This is a genomic window from Pseudomonas sp. C9-3 (assembly GCF_032392015.1).
Taxonomy (GTDB): Bacteria; Pseudomonadota; Gammaproteobacteria; order Pseudomonadales; family Pseudomonadaceae; genus Pseudomonas; species Pseudomonas nitroreducens.
In genome coordinates, this window is sequence record NZ_CP135919.1 from 3,852,258 (window position 1) to 3,871,177 (window position 18,920).

The 18,920-nt window shown below is 60.7% G+C and carries 13 protein-coding genes and 1 pseudogene; 1 reads left to right on the top strand and 13 read right to left on the bottom strand.

Translation table 11 applies throughout. The features are described 5' to 3' along the window. Positions 1 to 67 precede the first annotated feature (67 nt). The 6 genes and pseudogenes from RS899_RS30865 to RS899_RS17485 all read right to left on the bottom strand — a co-directional run. Positions 68 to 355 (bottom strand): annotated as a pseudogene (locus RS899_RS30865) (hypothetical protein); the annotation flags it as partial. A gap of 1,166 nt (positions 356 to 1,521) precedes the next feature. Next, positions 1,522 to 1,893 (bottom strand): hypothetical protein, encoded by a 372-nt coding sequence (locus tag RS899_RS17465; RefSeq protein ID WP_315807684.1) that lies wholly within the window; start codon positions 1,891 to 1,893, stop codon positions 1,522 to 1,524. A 427-nt stretch (positions 1,894 to 2,320) separates the two neighbouring features. Then, positions 2,321 to 2,725, bottom strand: a complete 405-nt coding sequence (locus RS899_RS17470) for a hypothetical protein (protein WP_315807685.1) — start codon at positions 2,723 to 2,725, stop codon at positions 2,321 to 2,323. A 225-nt stretch (positions 2,726 to 2,950) separates the two neighbouring features. Then, on the bottom strand, positions 2,951 to 3,307 hold the full coding sequence (locus RS899_RS17475; protein ID WP_315807686.1) for a hypothetical protein: 357 nt from the start codon (positions 3,305 to 3,307) through the stop codon (positions 2,951 to 2,953). 47 nt (positions 3,308 to 3,354) lie between these two features. Then, positions 3,355 to 11,568, bottom strand: a complete 8,214-nt coding sequence (locus tag RS899_RS17480) for a hemagglutinin repeat-containing protein (protein ID WP_315807687.1) — start codon at positions 11,566 to 11,568, stop codon at positions 3,355 to 3,357. Beyond that, positions 11,531 to 11,995 (bottom strand): filamentous hemagglutinin N-terminal domain-containing protein, encoded by a 465-nt coding sequence (locus RS899_RS17485; protein WP_315807688.1) that lies wholly within the window; start codon positions 11,993 to 11,995, stop codon positions 11,531 to 11,533. The genes RS899_RS17480 and RS899_RS17485 overlap by 38 nt, the downstream gene beginning before the upstream one ends. A gap of 215 nt (positions 11,996 to 12,210) precedes the next feature. Here RS899_RS17485 and RS899_RS17490 point away from each other — a divergent pair, with 215 nt between their 5' ends. Further along, positions 12,211 to 13,254, top strand: coding sequence for a hypothetical protein (locus RS899_RS17490; protein WP_315807689.1), 1,044 nt, complete (start codon positions 12,211 to 12,213; stop codon positions 13,252 to 13,254). A 15-nt stretch (positions 13,255 to 13,269) separates the two neighbouring features. Here the strand turns inward: RS899_RS17490 and RS899_RS17495 are convergent, their stop codons facing one another. From RS899_RS17495 to RS899_RS17525, 7 genes are all read right to left on the bottom strand, one after another. Next, on the bottom strand, positions 13,270 to 13,677 hold the full coding sequence (locus tag RS899_RS17495) for a DUF2802 domain-containing protein (protein ID WP_233299522.1): 408 nt from the start codon (positions 13,675 to 13,677) through the stop codon (positions 13,270 to 13,272). 1 nt (position 13,678) lies between these two features. Beyond that, positions 13,679 to 14,158: a chemotaxis protein CheW gene (locus RS899_RS17500; RefSeq protein WP_015476565.1), complete on the bottom strand. Its 480-nt coding sequence runs from the start codon at positions 14,156 to 14,158 to the stop codon at positions 13,679 to 13,681. A 72-nt stretch (positions 14,159 to 14,230) separates the two neighbouring features. After that, positions 14,231 to 15,175, bottom strand: coding sequence for a CheW domain-containing protein (locus RS899_RS17505; protein ID WP_315807690.1), 945 nt, complete (start codon positions 15,173 to 15,175; stop codon positions 14,231 to 14,233). Positions 15,176 to 15,272: 97 nt separating this feature from the next. Then, on the bottom strand, positions 15,273 to 16,061 hold the full coding sequence (locus RS899_RS17510) for a ParA family protein (protein ID WP_315807691.1): 789 nt from the start codon (positions 16,059 to 16,061) through the stop codon (positions 15,273 to 15,275). A gap of 52 nt (positions 16,062 to 16,113) precedes the next feature. After that, on the bottom strand, positions 16,114 to 16,998 hold the full coding sequence (motD, locus tag RS899_RS17515; RefSeq protein ID WP_315807692.1) for a flagellar motor protein MotD: 885 nt from the start codon (positions 16,996 to 16,998) through the stop codon (positions 16,114 to 16,116). 16 nt (positions 16,999 to 17,014) lie between these two features. Then, positions 17,015 to 17,755 (bottom strand): flagellar motor protein, encoded by a 741-nt coding sequence (locus RS899_RS17520; RefSeq protein ID WP_054907293.1) that lies wholly within the window; start codon positions 17,753 to 17,755, stop codon positions 17,015 to 17,017. Beyond that, positions 17,755 to 18,873 (bottom strand): protein-glutamate methylesterase/protein-glutamine glutaminase, encoded by a 1,119-nt coding sequence (locus RS899_RS17525; RefSeq protein WP_054907292.1) that lies wholly within the window; start codon positions 18,871 to 18,873, stop codon positions 17,755 to 17,757. Before RS899_RS17525 ends, RS899_RS17520 begins: the two co-directional genes overlap by 1 nt. Between the last annotated feature and the right edge of the window lie 47 nt (positions 18,874 to 18,920).

The following is an 18,920-nucleotide window of genomic DNA, read 5'->3' on the forward strand; positions in this document are numbered from 1 at the left end:
CTGAGATCGCGGAAAAGTCGTGCGGACAAGGGGCGGTGCGCACTCAGTCGCGGGCCTTGCCCTCATGCAGGCGGGCGGCCTGGCTGAAGGACAAGCTGGTGGGGGCGCGCTGTTCGATGCGCGCCAGACGTTCGGGCAGCGGCGTGACCTACTTACCCAGCTCGCGCAGCTCTTCGCCCATGCGGATGTTGATCTGCAGGTACGACTCGATGCGCTTGCCCTGCACTTTCAGGCGCTACTCGAACATCGCCAGTCGATTGGCCTGCTCTGCTGCCTGCGCCTGCTGGTCAAACAACCAGACGCAGGCCAGCGCCAGGGCCCCCAAAGGAGACAGATATATTCTACGCACTCTAATCCTGACTCCGCACACAGACTCAAAGTAGGGAAAATTAATCTGCGCAATATTCTCTGAAAGACATCTTTCAGTTCGCAAAGGTCAGAAAGGTAGCCGCTGGCTCTGGAGAGAGGCTGCTACGCCTGGCTGCACCTAGTCGCCTTCACAGCGACCGAGATTAGAGTAGAAAAATCAATCCTCCCCCTTTCCTCGGGCGAGATAAATATCAGACGCAGAAATATCAGTACAAAATACAAACCACACACAAACCTATGCAAAAAACCATAAAAACAAACCGTCCTATCTGCTCTCCCCCTGCATCACCAGCGTACTTCAAATAAAGATGCGGACCATACATAGTCATGTCATATAAATATGCAAAAACATTAACCAGAAATACACTTTGCAAAACCACCCTCACAACTCCATCAAGAGCTGAATTAGCGACAATCCCACTCAACACAAAACTACTATCGCCAGAATTACAAAGAATGAGATCTTTAATCGCTCATCCAGTTTGTTTAGCAAAATATATTTTTGCGTCACTTTTTTCCCCTACATATCAATATATATTCTAAGATCCAGGACACTATAAATAATGGAAAAAGGGGACAGATTTATTTTCTTCACTCTAGTCCTGCCCCACCAGATAGCTTTAGAGTAGACAAATAAATCTGTCCCCTTTTCGGGCTAATTAAGCAGGGAAATTGAACTGGACGCTTGGACGGGACAGGCATCGGGACAAACCAACCTATTTAAACCAAGACCCAAACTTACGCGGTTCATCACTAAGAACCCCCGCCTTACGTAAAGATGCTGACATATAGAAAAAATACATCACACTAAAAACAAGCAATGCTGGCACACCACAATAAAAATACGACTTCTCCTCCTCGATACCAAAAATTAATTCAGCCAAAGCTGAGATTACATATGCAAAGAACACAACCGAAAGAACCCAAGAGATAGCATGAACTAGGAAAATCTGGACGACAGCGTAAAGCCTCTGCCAATTCACTATTTATCTCCCTTCATTTAGCGAGCCTTTAAATTCGATAATCTTACCAGAAACTCCATTAACATAAATTAGCTAAAAATAAGCTAAAAAGGGGACAGTTTTATTTTCTTCACTCTAATCCTGACCCGCCAGATCGTTTTAGAGTCGAAAAATAAATCTTCCTCTCACCTCAGTCTTTCGAGCTCTCTTTCTGCCCATATAACTCTTCGCGGGTCAAATTTCCCCTGTCGTACCACTGACCATTCGCAGATTTTTTTGCGCGATTCTGTTTGATAAAAATCTTGACACCCATCAACAACGAACCAAATATTATTGGCCCCGCTAAAGAAATTGCTAAAAAGCGATAAAACTTCCTTTGACCGACAGTCGGTGGATCACTAACTATCCCTAGTAAGTATTCAAGCCCACCAAAAATCTCAATGGCATACCACATTCCAAAAAAGCAAATCCACCCTAAAAAAAAGCACCTAATATTGCCTTTCAAAGTAAATATATCTAATGCGCCTCCAGGGCGCATCTCTTTAGGCGTTGGCAATAACATTAGCGCTTCTCTCCACCAGCAATACTATCCAACACGAAGGGAGTCATTCCGCCAGCTGTTTGACCGGCGCCCCAGCCGATGAACCCAGGGTAGGAATTTGATATTTCGATATTTTGCAGAAGAATTGATTTATTAGGATCAACTACTGAGCCACCTATACGAGACGGCAATATATTTGCTAACCCAGAAATTACAAACCTATCTGTAAGGCCTCCTGCAAAACCAGCAAAAGACCCCACCCACATACTTGTAAGAGCACTCTTATTCTCATGGAAAAAGAAAAAATGGGAAATAAAAAGTGGAAATATTTATCTTTCGTACTCTAACCCTGACTCCACACCTGGCTTTAGAACAGAAAAATAAATCTGCCGCCTTTTCTGCTCCTTTTGAGACTCCCCTTTTCGGGCGACTTTTCGATTTTCGTCTATCAATGTGGAGGACGGTCGTCGGGAGATTCGGCAGACTCTTCCAACTTCTCTTTATCTCCGTATAAATCTTCGCGGGTCAAGTTTTCTTTGTCGTACCACTGGCCTCGGGCGGCTTTTCTGGAACTTTCTCTCTTTATATAGATAGTTATACCTATAACAAATGAACTTACTATAACAGCTCCAGATAAAGAAATAGCCAAAAACCTATGGAACCTTTGATCTTTATATGGCGGATAATTACGCACAATGCCTCTTACTTGATCAACCCAAAGGAAGAAATCATCAGCATACCAAAGACAGAAAAAACAGATCCATCCTAAAAAGAAACATCTGACGCACCCCTTTAATGTACCTAAGTCTAACGATCCACCCGGGCGCATCTCTTTGGGGGTTGGCAATAGCATTAGCGTTTATCCCCATCCGTCATCACACCGCCAGCAATTGGCAGAACTCCATTAACAGCTTGACCGATAACCCAGCCGAAGTAAGACCTGAAAAGAGGCCCCTGAAAAGGGGACAGATTTATTTTCTTCACTCTAATCCTGACCCGCTAGATAGTTTTAGAGCAGAAAAATAAATCTGCTCCTTTTGAGATTCCCCTATTCGGTCGACTTTTCGATTTTCGTCTATCAATGTGGAGGACGGTCGTCGGGAGATTCGGCAGACTCTTCCAACTTCTCTTTATCTCCGTATAAATCTTCTCGGGTCAGGTTTTCTTTGTCGTACCACTGGCCTCGTGCCGCTTTTTTTGCACTCTTTTGCTTGATGTAAATATTAAGCCCCATGAAGAATGAGCCAACTATTGTGGTACCAGCTAGAGATATTGCTAAGAACCGTTGAAATCTTATCTGACCTATAGTAGGCGGATCACTAACAACCCCAAAAACATTATCTATCCAATAGCCTATACAATCCACATACCACATACCAAAGAAGCAAATCCACCCTAAAAAAAACCATCTAACACACCCTTTCAATGTATCCATTTCCAGAGGTCCGCCAGGCCGCATTTCCTTGGGAGTTCGCATTAACATTAACGTTTACCTCCATTATCAGCTCCCCCAACAACCAAGGGCAGTCCTCCGGTGACAGCCTGACCGCTTCCCCAACCAATATAGCCAGGGTATAGGTTTGGAATTCCAATATTTTGAAGAAGAATAGCCTTATTAGGATCAATAATTGAACCACCAATTCGGCCAGGCAATATACTCTCCAACCCAAATGTCACCGCTTTGTCTGTAGAACTTCCTATGAATCCTGCAAAAGAGCCTAACGCCACGGCTCGGGAAATCGAGTTACTCTCATCATAAATATAATTATTTAGCACCATATTCGTCCCACCGAGCGCCGCGCCTGCCACAGTATTGGTCACAACTCCTACCCCCGCTAACGGATAGGCCAGACCACCCGTCATTCCCGCTATGACAGTTTGTCCAGGGCGATACTCCTGGCCACCCAGTGTCTGCCCAAGGGCATCAAAGCCTGCCCCCAAGCCGGCTCCCGTTGCCACGGAACCCACTCCATAGCTGGAGACAACCGGCATTGCGAAAGGTACCCCCGCCAAGGAGCTCAATCCCAATGTGAAAGCTCGTTGATCGAGTTGCATTTGCTGGTCACTGCGCAAATCCAACGGCAGACCGTAGGACAGACCTGCTGCACAGGCTACACAGAGGTCCGAGTAGGTTGGCTTCGACTCGAGCCCAACGCCCAAACCACTATTAGGGAACGTCTTCGAAAAGCCCGTCTCCGCCTCGCTCGTCCAGGTATAACCTGCGACGTTTTCTTTGATATAGGCGATGACCGCAGGGTCTGCCTTGTCAAAGGTCTGGACATACAGGCCACTGTCTCCGAGTGGCATCCAATTTCCGCCGGCGTCGTATATGCCCGGCAGTGCTGCCACCATATCGGTTGACGGGGTGATGTTAGTGCCATCGATAGAGGCAATCCTCATTGCAGCTTCGATCTGTTCCGGCGTAAAGCGGCCGTCACTTTCCTCGGCAAGCGCTTTGGCCAGTTTCTTCGAGCCTTCGTGCAATTGCGAGTTGTAAGCCATGCCACTCCTGGCAATGTCCCCGCCCATCTGCACATCGCCGTTGACGCTTGCCGCAGCAGCAATGCCGACGATTTGCGCCGCCGCCTGTTGCAGGCGCCTGGCTTGCTCGTCGGTGCCGGACAGGAAGCCACTTTGCAGTTCGTTGACCAAGGCCTCGCTAGCCCCAGCCGCGATGGCACCGGTGCGGAAGTCGCCGCCCATGGCTTCGGCCAGCAGACCGCCGGTAAGGGCGTGAGCGGCGACGTTCTGAGCGCTGCCACCTTCGAATCCCTGGCTCCCAACGTAGTCGAACGCGCTGCCTTGCAGGATGTTGTACAGCGCGCCCTGCATGGCATCGCTGAACTTGCCTTGCCCCAAGGCTTCGTTGGCTGCACCGGTCAGCGCACCCTGGGTCACCTGAGATCCGGCGAAGCGAGTCCAGGTTTCCAGGTCCTTCACGATCTTCGCTCCGGTCGCTGCACTGGTTGTTGTTTCGCTGGCAACGGTGGTGGTGCCATTGACCGGATCGGTTTTGGTGCCAAACCATTCGGGCCCATAGGCAGCCATAGTGCCCGCTACACCTGCGGAGATCATGGCTTGCTTGAGGCTGTCGCTGCTGAACGTGTCACTCAGCGCTGTGCCAATGTTGCCTTTGTTATTGATGGCGCTGACGGCCCCGGTGGAAGCCAGCGACGCGGCCCCCATGGACAAGGCAATGTTGGCCCAGCCAGCCGATACGGCGGTGGTGGTGGTTACCCCGGCAACCGTGGTGGTGACTGTCCCTGCCGCTGCCAGGGAGCCAGCTCCGACGGTGCCGGCACTGGTGCCGACCGCCGCTGCGCCGATAGCCCCGCTGGCCGCACCGGCGGTGAGCACGGTCACCACGATGATGACCGCCAGCATGGCGGCCTGGCTCATCCCCGAATGGCTGTACTTGTAGCTGTCGTGCATCTCCTTCACGGCACGCCAATCCACATCCCCGCGTGCCTCGGCTTCCTTCAGCCAGCCCAAGCTCGGATCGGCCTGTACCATCGCATCGACGGCCTGGCTGACGGACTGTTTATCGATGTGCTTGTAGTCGATATTCAGGCCATCGACCGCGTGGATGGCCACGCTGCCCTGGGCGATCAGTTCGCTTTGGCGCACGGCTTCGTCGGTAGAGCCTTTGCCCTTGGAGCTGTTCCACGTGACGCTGTTGTCGGTCTTTTCGTGGGCTTCCTGGTGCAGGTCCTTCACCGCTTCGAAGGTCACTTCGCCGCCGCTGAGGATGGCGATGTCATTGCCCGCTTCCAGCTTGGCGCCCTGGTATTTCTGGTCGCCGTTGCTAAGCAGGGTGATGTCGGAACCGGCGCTGATTTCGCTGCCCACGGCGCGGACGTCGGTGACTTCGTCGCGCTGGGTTTTCTTCTTGCCCCAGGAGCCCTTCTCCTTGCTGTCGTACAGCGAGTAGTCGTTATCGTTGGCGGCGAGCAGTTCGATCTTGTCACCGGCCACCAGGTAGGCTTCGTTGCCAGCAGCGATCTTGCTGGCGGCGAGTGTGATGTCCTGGCCGGCGCTGACCAGTAAGTCGCCACCGGCTGCCAGTTCGGAGGCTTGTTGGCGGGTCTGGGTGTCCTGTTCGTGGATGCGCTCCTTGCCGTCCTTGCTGCGGACGTCGACATCCTGGTAGTCGGCGGTGGACACCACATTCACGTCACGCCCGGCGCTGACAGCAAGGTCCTGCCCAGCCGTGGCCTTGCTCCCCACCACGTTCAGATCACGCCCCGCTTCGAGACTCAGGTTGCCGCCGGCCGTGAGGCTGGATGCGTGGTTCTGCTCGATCGTAGTGGTGGTGACGTGATGGCCGCCCTGCTGCACGTCGCGCAGGCGGCTGGCGTCGGTGACGGCTTCGAGGTTGATGTCACGGCCGGCGCTAAGGTAGGCATCGCCGCCGCTGCTCAGGGCGCCGCGGTTGGTGATGTCGCGGCCGGCGTCCAGTCTCAGTTTGCTGCGCGCACTGATGCTGGAGCCGCTATCGAGGAAGCTGCGGTATTCACTGCCACCAATGCCGCCGGTAACGGCGGTGCGGTCGTTGACGATGTCGCCGCGCAAGGCGGTGAGGTCGATCTGGTCGCCGCGAATCTGCCCGGCGAGGGCGTTGCGGATGCTGTCGCCGGCGAGCAGGCTGATCCGCTGTCCGGCATCGATCAGGCCGCCCTGGAGGATGCTGCCGCCGGCGACGACGTTGAGGTCGTTGCTGGCGCGCAGTGTGCCAACGTTGATCAAGTTGCCGCCGCTGATGAGGTTGAGGTCACGGCCTTGGATAAGGCTGCCGCCACGCATGTTGCGCTCGTCGGTCTGGGCCAAGTAGACCACCGGGACCAGGACTTGCTGGCCGTCGATGACGCGGCTTTCCAGCCAGACGATGTCGTGAGTGAGCGCGGCGACCTGTTCGGCGGAAAGACCGACACCGACCGAGAGCTGCAGGGCGCTCTTGGCGGCCAGGGCGTTGTCCATGAGGTATTGGTAGAGGTCGTAGTCGCTGGCCAGGCCGTCGAGGAAGCGCTGGCCGGTCTTGGCCTGGATGGCCTCGCGGATCAGGCGCGTTTCGTAGGCGCCATCGCCCAGGCGCTTCCAGGCTTTGTCGGCGTCGTAGCCGAGCTGGCCAAGGAGGTAGTCGGAGCTCAGGAAGCGTCCCTGGTCGGTGAGTGCGGGGTTGGTTTCGATGAGGTAGTGACTGCCCGGATCGCTGTTGCGAATGAACAGGCCGTACTGGCCTTGCGGCAGACGGAAAGTGTCGGCAGCGGTGGGGTCGACGGCAGCGAAGGGTACGCCGGTGTAGTCGACCGGGATGAAGCTGATCTGCTGGCTGCCGTCGGGCGCAGTGCGGGTGACGGTTTCGACGGTTTGCGGGCCGCGCGCCTGGGCATCGCTGGAGGCCTTGTTGATGGTCAGGTTGACGGTGCCGGTCTGCTGCCCGAGCAGGCTGCCGGCCAGTTCGCCGGTCAGTTGGGCGTAGCTGTAGTCGGCGACGGTGCCGTTCTGCAGGGTGTTGGTGACGTTGAGGGTGACGCGGTTGCCGGCCTGGAGGGTGGCGGGCGCGGATTGGGCGTCGTCCTGGCTCCAGGTGATGACGGGCGTGCCGATAACCCAGCGGCCGTTGTTGTAGATGGCCCACAGTTGGTCGTAGAGGCTCTGGTCGAAGATGCCCTGGGCCATCTTGGCGTTGAACTGGTTGGCCAGGCGCGCCATGGTGTCCCATTGACCGGTGGGAATATCGCCGTAGTCGCTGGCGACGGTGTTGATGATTTGGGTTTTCTCGCCGGTGCGTGAGGTGTTGCCCTGGTTGAGCAGATAGCCGGCGTTGATGGTCAGGTCGCCGTTGGCGGCGAGGGTGCTGTTGCGGTTTTCCGCCGAGCCGGCATCGATGGTCAGGTTACGCCCGGCGGTCAGCCAGGCAGCGGGGCTGTTCTGGGTGATGCGTTCTTCGATGGTTTCATTGAGGTTGACCTTGCCGCGCTTGTAGGAGTCGTGGCCACCGCAGTGCTGGCCGCATCGCACGTCGTATTGAGCAGCACTGGTGGTCTGTTCGAAGTCGAAGATATCCCGCACGTTTTCCAGGCTGGCAACATTCAGGTAGATGTCACCTTGCGCTTCGAGGATGCCGGAGCGGTTGCTGAGGCTTTGCGCGCGGCCACCGTCCTGGCCGGCGAAGTCGAGGCTGCCCTGGCTGTAGAGATCGCCGTAGCGGTTGCTCAGGCTGGCCGTGCGCAGGGTCATGTCGCCCCCGCTGAACAGCAGGCTGTCCGGGCCGTTGGCGATGCTTGCGCTGTTGAAACTGAGGGCGCCAAGGGCACCCAGGGTGCCATTGTTGATGATCTGCGCGGCGCTGCCACGCAGGGCCTGGTTGGCGATCAGCCAACCCTGGTTATCCAGGTTGCCGGTGAGATTGAGCTGGGTGTCCTGCCCACTGGCCAGGCGTCCTCCGCGCTGGGTGAGGTTGGCTGCATTGAGCGCCAGGCCGCGTTGAGCGGACAGGGTACCGGTGTTGTAGGCGTCGCCATCCAGGGTAAGGCTGAGGTCGCCGTCGCTGAGCAGTTCGCCCTGGTTGTTGAGGGACGCGGCGGTGAGTGTCAGGTCGCTGGCACTGGCAATGCGCTCACCGGCACCGATGCCCAGGCCATGGTCTATGTGCAGGTTGAGAGCGCCGTTGAGGTGAATCTGCCCAACGTTGGACAGGCTGCCCAGTTGCCACCATCCACTGCCCAGGCCAGTAAGGGTACCGGCCCCGACGAGGTCGGCCGCGCCTAGGCGGAAGAGGCCGCTGCCAGCATGTTGGATTTCGCCCAGGCCGTTGAGCAACATGGCGCCGCTGGACAGCTCGAAGCCCTGGCTGGCGACACCGATGCTGCCGCCCTGGTTGTTCAGTTGGCCGTCGCTGCGGATATGGCTGCTATCCCCGCCAAGCGCGCGCAGGCGGCCGCCCTGGCTGTTGTCCAGAGTGTTGCTGTCCAGGGCAAGCGAGCCGGACGATTCGATCAGGCCGTTCTGGTTGCCCAGCGCGCCGCTGTTGGTCAGGGTTACGCTGGCACCGCTGATCTGGCCTGCGCCGTTGTCCAGGGTGTGGCCGACCAGCTTCAGGTCGCCCTTGGCGAATAGCTGGCCGCCTCGGTTGGTCAGCTCCCCTACCAACAGTTCGAGTTTGCCCAGCAGGCTGGCGATGATCCCGGCTTCACCGTTGGCCCTACTGTTATCCAGGCTGGCAGCGGTGATCTTCACCGTGTCGCCCTGCACGGTGCCGGCCTGGTTCTGCAGAGTGCCGGCTCCCAGTTCGACGGTCACCACACCGCCCTGGGCATAGAGGAGGCCCTGCTGGTTGTTCGCCGCGGCGGTTTTCAGCGACAGACCGCTGGCGCCGGCCAGAACGCGTCCGGCCGCAGAGTTGTCAAGCTTGTCGGCCAGCAGGTCAATGCGCTCACCGCGCAGCGTGCCGCCCTGGTTCCCCAGGCTGGCGACGGCGCGGGTGAAGATCAGTGCCTGGTTGCCGGCATCGATCAGGCCGGTGGCGTTGTTCAGTACGCCGTCGAGGTTCAGGAGAACCTCGTCGCCGTCGCCGACCAGCGCGCCACCCTGGCTGTTGTCTAGGTGACTACCGCTCACTTCGATACGTTTGCCCAGGGCCGTACCACCACGGTTTTCCAACTGTGGAGCCTGAAGTTCGAGGCTGCCCTCGCTCTGGATGCGCCCATGGTTGTTTGACAGGCGCTGCGCAGCGATCAGGCTCACCCCACCTTTGCCGGCCACCATCTGGCCCTGATCGCTGTTGTCGATGACGCCGGCGCTGGCCTGGATGCCATCAGCGGCGATGCGACCACCCCGGTTGTCCAGTTGCCCCTTAGCAGTCAGCAGCAGTTGAGATCCGACCAGCGCACCCTGGCGGTTGTCCAGTCTGCCGGTGTGGATATCGAGGTTGCCTTGCACGGACTGCAGGCGACCCAGGGTGTTGTCGAGGGCGTTGCGCACGACAAGTTTCAGCAGGCCGTCTGCGCTGAGCGTGCCATTGGTGTTGTCGCTGAGGTCGCCCAGTTTGACGTCAAGCGCGCCGCCCAGCAGTAAACCCTGGCTGTTCTCCAGGTCATCGGCGGTGAGTTTCAGCAAGGCTTTCGCCTGCATTCGCCCGTTCTCGTTGTCGACGCTGCGTGCGGAAACGTTCAGTTGCTCGGCAACCAGGGTGCCGCCATTGTTGTTTACGTCGCCCTTGACGATGAGGGTCAGCGAGTCGGCCAGCAACTTCCCAGAAACGTTGTTGACGCTGCCTGCGCCCAGCGACAGCGCCCCACTGGCCTGAACGATGCCGTTGCTGTTGTTGAGCGCACCGCCCAGTTGCAGCGTGAGGTCGCCCTGCTCGGCACTGAGCACACCCTGGTCGCGGTTATCCAGGCTGCCCGCGGTAATGCCCAGGTGATTGCCGACCAGCGTGCCGGCGCGGTTACCCACCGCATTCGCGTCGACCTTCAAGTCACGCGCGGCCTGGAGCTTGCCGCCGTCATTGTTCAGCTCGCCCTGGCTGGCCAGCGTCAGGTCGCCATGGCTGCTACCGATCAGCCCGCCCTGGTTATCGATACGCTGTGCGTCGATGCGTGCAGTGCCACCAACGATAGTGCCGTGCTGGTTGCCCAGCGTGCCGCCGTTGAGCGTCAGGCTTCCGCCATTCACCTCCAGGCGCCCACCACGGTTATCCAGGTTGATGAAGCTCAGCGCCACGGCTTGCCCGTCGCCAAAGCGCACGAGACCGCCCAGGTTGGCGATGCCCGGAGCATCTAGGAGCAGGGCCTGCTCGGCGACCACTTGGGCGCTGGCTCCCAGGTTGTTCAGCTGCGCGGTCGTGAGCGTAACTTCGCGTCCTTGCAGGGTGCCGCGGTTATCCACAGAGTCCCGTGCGGTGAGTGCAATGCGGTCGGCATAGACCTGCCCGCTGTTATCCATAACGCGGGCAATGACGTTTGCGGCTCCGGTGGCATCCAGGCGGCCACGGTTATTGAGGCTATCGACCGTGATGTCGAGAGCCTGCCCGGCAATACGGCGCTCGCCGTCGATCCCGCTGACGATCTGGCCGGTATTACTCAGGTGCGCGGCGTTGAGCTGGACTTGCCCACCGGAGGCGAGGCTCTTGTCCACCGTCAGTTGGCCATCGGCCCGCAGGTTTGCCGTGGTGCTGGCATAGGCCGAGCCCGTGAGGGCGATGTACTGCGCTTTGGCGCGCAGGCTGCCGGCAGCGCTGGTTTGCGCTAGAGACAACTGGCCGTTGGCGTCGATCTGGATATCACCGGCACTGGCAGCCATGTTGCCGGCCAGCTTCACCCCTACGCCCTGCTCGGTACCCACCAGGCGGATGACGCCAGCGTACATACCGCCCAGCGCGGAGCTGTCGATGGCCAATTGCGGCTTGGAGCTCCCGTCGTCCGGCTTGGCAGTGGCAGCCAGAGAATCGGCATCCACCTGGTTGCGGCCGGTTACCACTGTCAGTTGGTTGGCGTACAGATCGGCATTGAGCTTGGCGCTGCGGGTCAGAATCTCGAAACGGTCGACGTTGGAAGCGTTCAGGCCTTTGCCGTCTATCGTGATGCTGCCGCCATCGATGTCGTAACCGCGCAGGCGTTCGCCATCCATCAGCGGCTTGCCAGTGGTGAGCGTGGCTCTAGGCGTATTGATGAAACCACAGCCATTGCAATACACCCCCCCCTGGCGCGGCGACGATCACATGGGCCGCCTGCCCGGCCACCTCGGTGTAGCCCTGCAGTTTCGCGAGGTTGTTGCTGGTGACTTCGTTGAGGATCTTTTGCGCCGCCTGCCCGCGCAGGTTCGGATTTCCGACAACGATGCCGCCCAGCTCGGTGGCCTGGGTCCTCTGGGTACTGTTGTTGAGGATCAGGCCCTCGGAGCCGACGCCATAGGATGAGAACTTGTTATGCGAAAGCCCGGCGCCGTTGGGGGTGGCGATATTGATGACGGGCACCCCATTACCGGCCGCGCCGATGCTGGTATTTCCACCCGCTGCTGCATCCACCGCCAGCTCTGCCGCGGCCGCGACAATGGGGTTGAGGATCAACAGGCCGGACAGGACGCTGGCAATCAGCTTGCACGCAGGGTGGCGAATATCCATTTCGAGTGTCTCGTCACGGGAAACCGGGGCGCGAACACTAACGATTGGTCACAAAACAGCCGAGTCAGCAGCTTCCCGACTTGTCGTCTGACGCATCCTTATCCCGCCGTCTCGGCCGCTCGCTCCCGTCCATTTGCGCTACCGTCGCGCCTCCTTGAAGACCCACTCCCGGTTGAAAGCGCCGGGCTTTCAGCGAGCGAAGAGGTTGCAGTGTGATGAATCAGGTTCAGTCACCCCGGGACGAAGCAAGCGAGCAAGCCCGATACGAGCATCTGCGCACCGAGGCTGCTCGCGTGGGGATGGAGCGACAGGGGGACTGGAAGGGGTTCCAGGCGACCTACTGGTTCCGCTGCCGCCTGGGGCACGAGATCAAACGCTACATGGGGCCTTTTACCCGACAATCGAAGCTACCCGAATGCCAGGTATGCCTGACGAAGCATCGACTGCAATCACTCCGCGCCAAGGCCAGGAAGGAAGGCATCACGCTGCTGAGCAAGCAGTGGCTGGGGGACAAGGCGCTTCATCACTTTGCTTGTGCCCAGGGGCACAGCTGGGAGCGAACCGGCCGCACCGCACTGAATAACATCAGTTGCCCGGAATGCACCCGTGGCCGCCCTCGACAGGCCGATCTGCTACCCGATGGCCTGGAGCGCCTGCAGGAAGCAGCGAGACGCCATGGCGGCGAATGTCTATCTCCCGAGTACCACGGACTGATGAGGAAACATGAGTTTCGTTGCGCCAAGGGGCATACCTGGCAAGCCCGTGGCGCATCCGTCATGAAAAATGACAGCTGGTGCCCCCGTTGTCACAACTGGCCTATCGACCGTGCGGTATGGCAAGCGGACGGTTTGGCCAGACTGCGCGAGGCTGCAGCACGGCATGGCGGCATATGCCTGGCCGATGAGTATCTGGGCGCCAATCCTGGCTACCGCTTCCGCTGCGCCAAGGGGCACGAGTGGGAAACCAAGGCCACCCACGTCCTGGCGGGCACCTGGTGCAAGGTCTGCCTGACGCTTTCACAGCGGCTCACACTCGAAGATGCGCAGCGCATAGCCACGGAGCGCGGCGGGCAGTGCCTTTCCAAGGAGTATGTACGGTGCCAGCAGAAGCTGCATTGGCTCTGCCATAAGGGCCATAGCTGGCATAGCACGTTCACCAATATTCGCTCAGGCAGATGGTGCCCGACTTGCGGGCATATGAGCCGTTTGAGCAGCAGCAAGTCGAAGGTCAGGCAGCGCTACGAGTCCTACGACCGCTGACCGAGGCAGCCTGTGCTAATCGCGCGCCTTGCCCTGATGCAGGCGGGCGACCAGCTCGGCCTCGGCCTGGGACAGGCCGCAGCTCTGGGTCAGGTCTTCGGGGCTGGCGCCCATGCCGACCAGGCGCGCGGCCTGGCTGAAGGACAGGCTGGTGGGGTCGCGCTGCTCGATGCGCACCAGGCGCTCCGGCAGCGGCGCGACCTGTTTGGTCAGCTCGCGCAGCTCTTCGCCCATGCGGATATTGATCTGCTGGTACGACTCGATGCGCTTGCCCTGCTCTTTCAGGCGCTGCTCGAACACTGCCAGCTGCTTGGCCAGTTCGGCGGCCTGCGCCTGCTGGTCGCGCTGCCGGCCGGACAGCCAGACGCAGGCCAGCGCCAAACCGGCGCAGACGATACCGAGTACCACCAGGGCGATCAGCACCTCAGATGCTCTCCAGCTCCGACCACTCTTCCTCGGTCATCATCTTGTCCAGCTCGACCAGGATCAGCAGCTCGCCGTTCTTGTTGCAGACGCCCTGGATGAACTTGGCCGATTCCTCGTTACCGACGTTCGGCGCGGTCTCGATCTCGGACTGGCGCAGGTAGACGACCTCGGCAACGCTGTCGACCAGGATGCCCACGACCTGCTTGTCGGCCTCGATGATGACGATGCGGGTGTTGTCCGAGACCGGCGCCGGGTCCAGGCCGAAACGCTGGCGGGTGTCGATCACGGTGACCACGTTGCCGCGCAGGTTGATGATGCCCAGCACGTAGCTCGGGGCACCGGGGACCGGCGCGATCTCGGTGTAGCGCAGCACTTCCTGGACCTGCATCACGTTGATGCCGTAGGTCTCGTTGTCCAGGCGGAAGGTGACCCACTGCAGAATCGGATCTTCGGCACCTTGCGCTGACGTTTTCTTCATATCCCCTCGCCTCTTCTGGTACCGCGCCGCCTGCGGCGCGATGGTTGTCTTTCAATAAGGTAGCGCCCGGCCTCAGGGCTTCAGGTGCTTCGCCGCGCCGCTGGCGATCAGTTCGGCCAGGGCCGAGACATCCAGCAGCGCGCACATCTGGTCGATCACCGTGCCGGCCAGCCACGGGCGCTGCTGGCGCTGGCTGCGCCACTTCACCTCGGACGGGTCGAGGCGCACCGAGCGGCTGACCTGGTGCACGGCCAGCCCCCACTCGTAGCCCTGCACGGAAATCACGTATTGCAGCCCCTCGCGGTAGTCGTCGCGGTAACGCTCGGGCATCACCCAGCGCGCGGTGTCGAGCACCTTGAGGTTGCCGTTCTGCCCCGGCAGGATGCCAAGGAACCAGTCCGGCTGGCCGAACAGCGGGGTCAGGTCGTGCCCCGCCAGCGGATAGATCGAACCCAGGCAGACCAGCGGCACCGCCAGGGTCAGGCCGGCGACGTCGAACAGCAGGCATTCGAAGGGCTCGGCAGCCCATACCGGACGACCATCGTCGAGCAGCTTCAGCGGCGCGGCAGGCATCTCGGCGCTGCCGGGCTGGTGCAGGTCGATGACCTGGCCGATCTGCGCCGGCGGCTCGTCGGCGATCGGCGCCTCGATGACCGGGGCGACCGGTTCGGGCAGCAGGGCTTCGATGACCTTGGGTTCAGCAACTGGCGCGCGGGCAACGCCGATCAGGCGAGCATCACGAACCTGCTCTTCGAGCACGGCCGCTTCGAATTCGTCGAGGCTGACGCTGGTTTCCGGCGCCTGCATCACCGCTACCTGAGGTTCGGCGGTGAGTGGCTCCACCGGCTCGCTGACCACCAGTGCCACCGCGGCAACCGGGACCGGTGCAACGGGTGCGGCAACGGGCTGCGCCAGCGGTTCCACGGCGAAGTCTTCGAAAGTGGCCTCCTGCAGCAGCGCGTCCAGGTAGGACTGCAGCGCGAGCTGGGGGCGAGTGGCGGTAGCGGAACGACTCATGATGGATAACCGCGCAAGGTAACTGTCCAGCCTATCGGCAGCGAATGCGCAGGACTTGAACGCATCCGTCGGATTCTTCTGTGGGTGCCAGCCATGCTCAGGCTACCTGGCTCGCCGGCACATGGGCCAGCAGATGCTTGAGCAACGCACGGTAGGCGATCACGCCCCGGCTGTTGCTGTCGTTGCGCGACGGCACCATGCCCAGGCGGCTGGCGTCGCGCAGCTTGGTGTCCACCGGGATGAAGGCTTGCCACAGCGTGTCCGGGTAGGTATCGCGCAATACCCGCAGGGTGCCCAGGGAAGCCTGGGTGCGGCGGTCGAACAGGGTCGGCACGATGGTGAACGGCAGCGCCTGCTTGCGCGAGCGGTTGACCATCTTCAGGGTGTTGACCATGCGCTCCAGACCCTTGAGGGCGAGGAACTCGGTCTGCACCGGGATCACCAGGTGCTGGCTGGCCGCCATGGCGTTGACCATCAGCACGCCCAGCAGCGGCGGGCTGTCGATGATCGCGTGATCGAACTCGTTCCACAGCTGCGCCAGGCTCTTGGCGATCACCAGGCCCAGGCCGTTCTGCCCCGGCGACTGGCGCTCCAGGGTGGCCAGCGCGGTGCTCGAGGGCAGCAGGCGGATGTTCTCGTGGCTGGTGGGCAGCAGCAGCGACTCGGGCAGTCCCTCAGGCACGTTGCCCTGGTGCAGGAACAGGTCGAAAACGCTGTGCTCCAGGCTGTCCGGGTCATGGCCGAAATAGCTGGTCATCGAGCCGTGGGGGTCCAGGTCGACGATCAGCACGCGCTTGCCGGCATCCGCCAGCAGGCCCGCCAAGGCGATGGAGGAAGTGGTCTTGCCGACGCCACCTTTCTGGTTGGCTACCGCCCAGACTTTCATAGTGCGCGCTCCCCGGTGGCACAGCATCGGCTCAGGATCGTAGTCATAGTTCTCATTGCCCTGTAGCCGATGACGAAGAATTGACGGCGCCACTGGCGGGCGCCTCGCTGGCAACCACTGGTGCAGATTGCGTGCCAGCATGTCGCAAGGCCGGATCGGGCTGCGCCTTGCCGCTGCCGACACCGCTGATGCTGCGGCGCACTTCCAGGTTGCGGGAAATCACCAGTACCACCCGGCGGTTGCGTGCGCGGCCATCCGCCGTGGCATTGTCCGCCACTGGCTGGAATTCGCCATAGCCCACCGCTGCCAGCCGACCGGCGTCGAGGCCGTCCTGGGCGAGCATGCGGACAATGCTGGCGGCACGGGCCGCGGACAACTCCCAGTTGGTCGGGTACTGCGAATTATGGATCGGCACGTTGTCGGTGAAGCCTTCGACATGCACCGGGTTGCGGTAAGGCGCCAGAATCCTGGCGACCTTCTCGATGATGGCGAAGGCAGCGTCATTGGGGATCGCGTCGCCGCTGGGGAACAGCAGGCTGGAATTGAGGGTGATCTCGATCCAGAACTCGTTGCCGCGCACCGACAGCTGTTCGCTGGAGATCAGGTCGCCGAACGCCTGGCGCACGCTGTCGCTGATCTGCTGCAGGGTATCGGGGCTGCCCTGGGCCTGCCCCTCGTCCTGCGGCTCGGTGATCGACTGGTCCGGCTGCTGGGTGCGCGGGCGCTCCTCGCCCACAGGAATCGGGCGGATCGAACGGTCCGGCTGGTTGAACACGCCGGTCAGGGTTTCCGAGAGGATCTTGTACTTGCCCTCGTTGATCGAGGAGATCGAGTACATCACCACGAAGAAGGCGAACAGCAGGGTGATGAAGTCCGCGTAGGACACCAGCCAGCGTTCGTGATTCTCGTGTTCCTCATGGCGTCTGCGGCGAGGCATGCGCATCCCCTCCCCCTCAGCCGACGAAGCCTTGCAGCTTCAGCTCGATGGAGCGCGGGTTCTCGCCTTCAGCGATGGACAGCAGGCCCTCCATCAACATTTCGCGGTAACACGACTGGCGCAGCACGATGCTCTTGAGCTTGTTGCCGATGGGCAGCAGCAGGAGGTTGGCCAGGCCGACGCCATAGATGGTGGCGACGAAGGCCACGGCAATGCCGTTGCCCAACTGGCTGGGGTCGGCGAGGTTGCCCATCACGTGGATCAGGCCCATCACCGCGCCGATGATGCCGATGGTCGGCGAATAGCCGCCCATGGCTTCGAACACTTTGGCCGCCGCGAGGTCGCGGCTTTCCTGGTTGTACAGGTCGACTTCGAGGATGCTGCGGATGGCCTCGGGCTCGGTGCCGTCCACCAGCAGTTGCAGGCCCTTGCGCGCATAGGGGTCACGCTCGGCGTCGGCGACGGTTTCCAGGCCCAGCAGGCCTTCCTTGCGCGCCGTCATGCTCCAGCCGACCACATGGTTGATGCCGCCGACCAGGTCCACCTTGGGCGGCAGGACCATCCAGCGCAGCATGGTCAGCGCCCGCTTGAGCACTGCCACCGGGGTCTGCAGCAGCGCGGCGGCCAGGGTGCCGCCGACCACGATCAGCGCCGCCGGGCCGTTGGCCAGGGCACCGACATGCCCACCCTCGAGGAAGTTGCCACCGATGATGGCAACCAGCGCAAGGATCAGGCCGACCAGGCTGAGGACATCCATCAGCCGCAGGCCTCGGTCAGGTGGCGACCGATGTCGTCCAGGCTGTACACCGCATCGGCCAGGCCGGCCTTGGCGATCGCCATGGGCATGCCGTAGATCACGCAGCTGGCCTCATCCTGCGCCCAGACCTGGGCACCGCCCTGCTTGAGCATGCGCGCACCTTCGCGGCCATCGGCGCCCATGCCGGTGAGGACCACCGCCAGCACCTTGTCGCCATAGGCCTTGGACGCGGAACCGAAGGTCACGTCGACACAAGGCTTGTAGTTCAGGCGCTCGTCGCCGGGGAGAATGCGGATCGCGCCGCGAGCGTCGACCATCATCTGCTTGCCGCCGGGAGCCAGCAACGCCACGCCAGGACGCAGGATGTCGCCATCCTCGGCTTCCTTGACGGTGATCTTGCACAGCTTGTCCAGGCGCTCGGCGAAGGCCTTGGTGAAGGCCGCCGGCATGTGCTGGATCAGCACCAGCGGCGCAGGGAAGTTGGCAGGCAGCTGGGTCAGGACCCGCTGCAGCGCCACCGGCCCACCGGTGGACGTACCGATGGCTACCAGCCGGTAGGGCTTACGCTTTGGGGCGGCGGAAGTCGTCGGCGCCGGAGTCGCTGGCGCCTGGCTGCTGCCCGAGGAAGCGGGAGCGGCATGGCGCGCGGCGCTGCTGGCCGCCGGTGCGGCTGAAGTCGGCGTGCTGGAGGAATAGGACGAGTACGCGGCAAAGCGGCGATTGCTCTTGGCGATGGTGTGAACCTTCTCGCACAGCAACTGGCGGACCTTGTCCGGGTTGCGCGAGATGTCCTCGAAGTTCTTCGGCAGGTAATCGACGGCGCCGGCGTCCAGCGCGTCCAGGGTCACCCGCGCGCCCTCGTGGGTCAGCGAGGAGAACATCAGGACCGGCGTCGGGCAGCGCTGCATGATGGTCCGCACGGCGGTGATGCCATCCATCAGCGGCATCTCGTAGTCCATGGTGATCACGTCGGGCTTGAGCGCCAGCGCCTGATCGATCGCCTCGCGGCCGTTGGTCGCCGTGCCGACCACCTGGATCTGCGGGTCAGCCGAAAGAATCTCCGAGACGCGGCGGCGGAAGAACCCCGAATCGTCCACCACCAGGACTTTGACAGCCATAGACACTCCTGAAAAAAACTTCTTCCATCACGGGCGCGGGCCTCGCG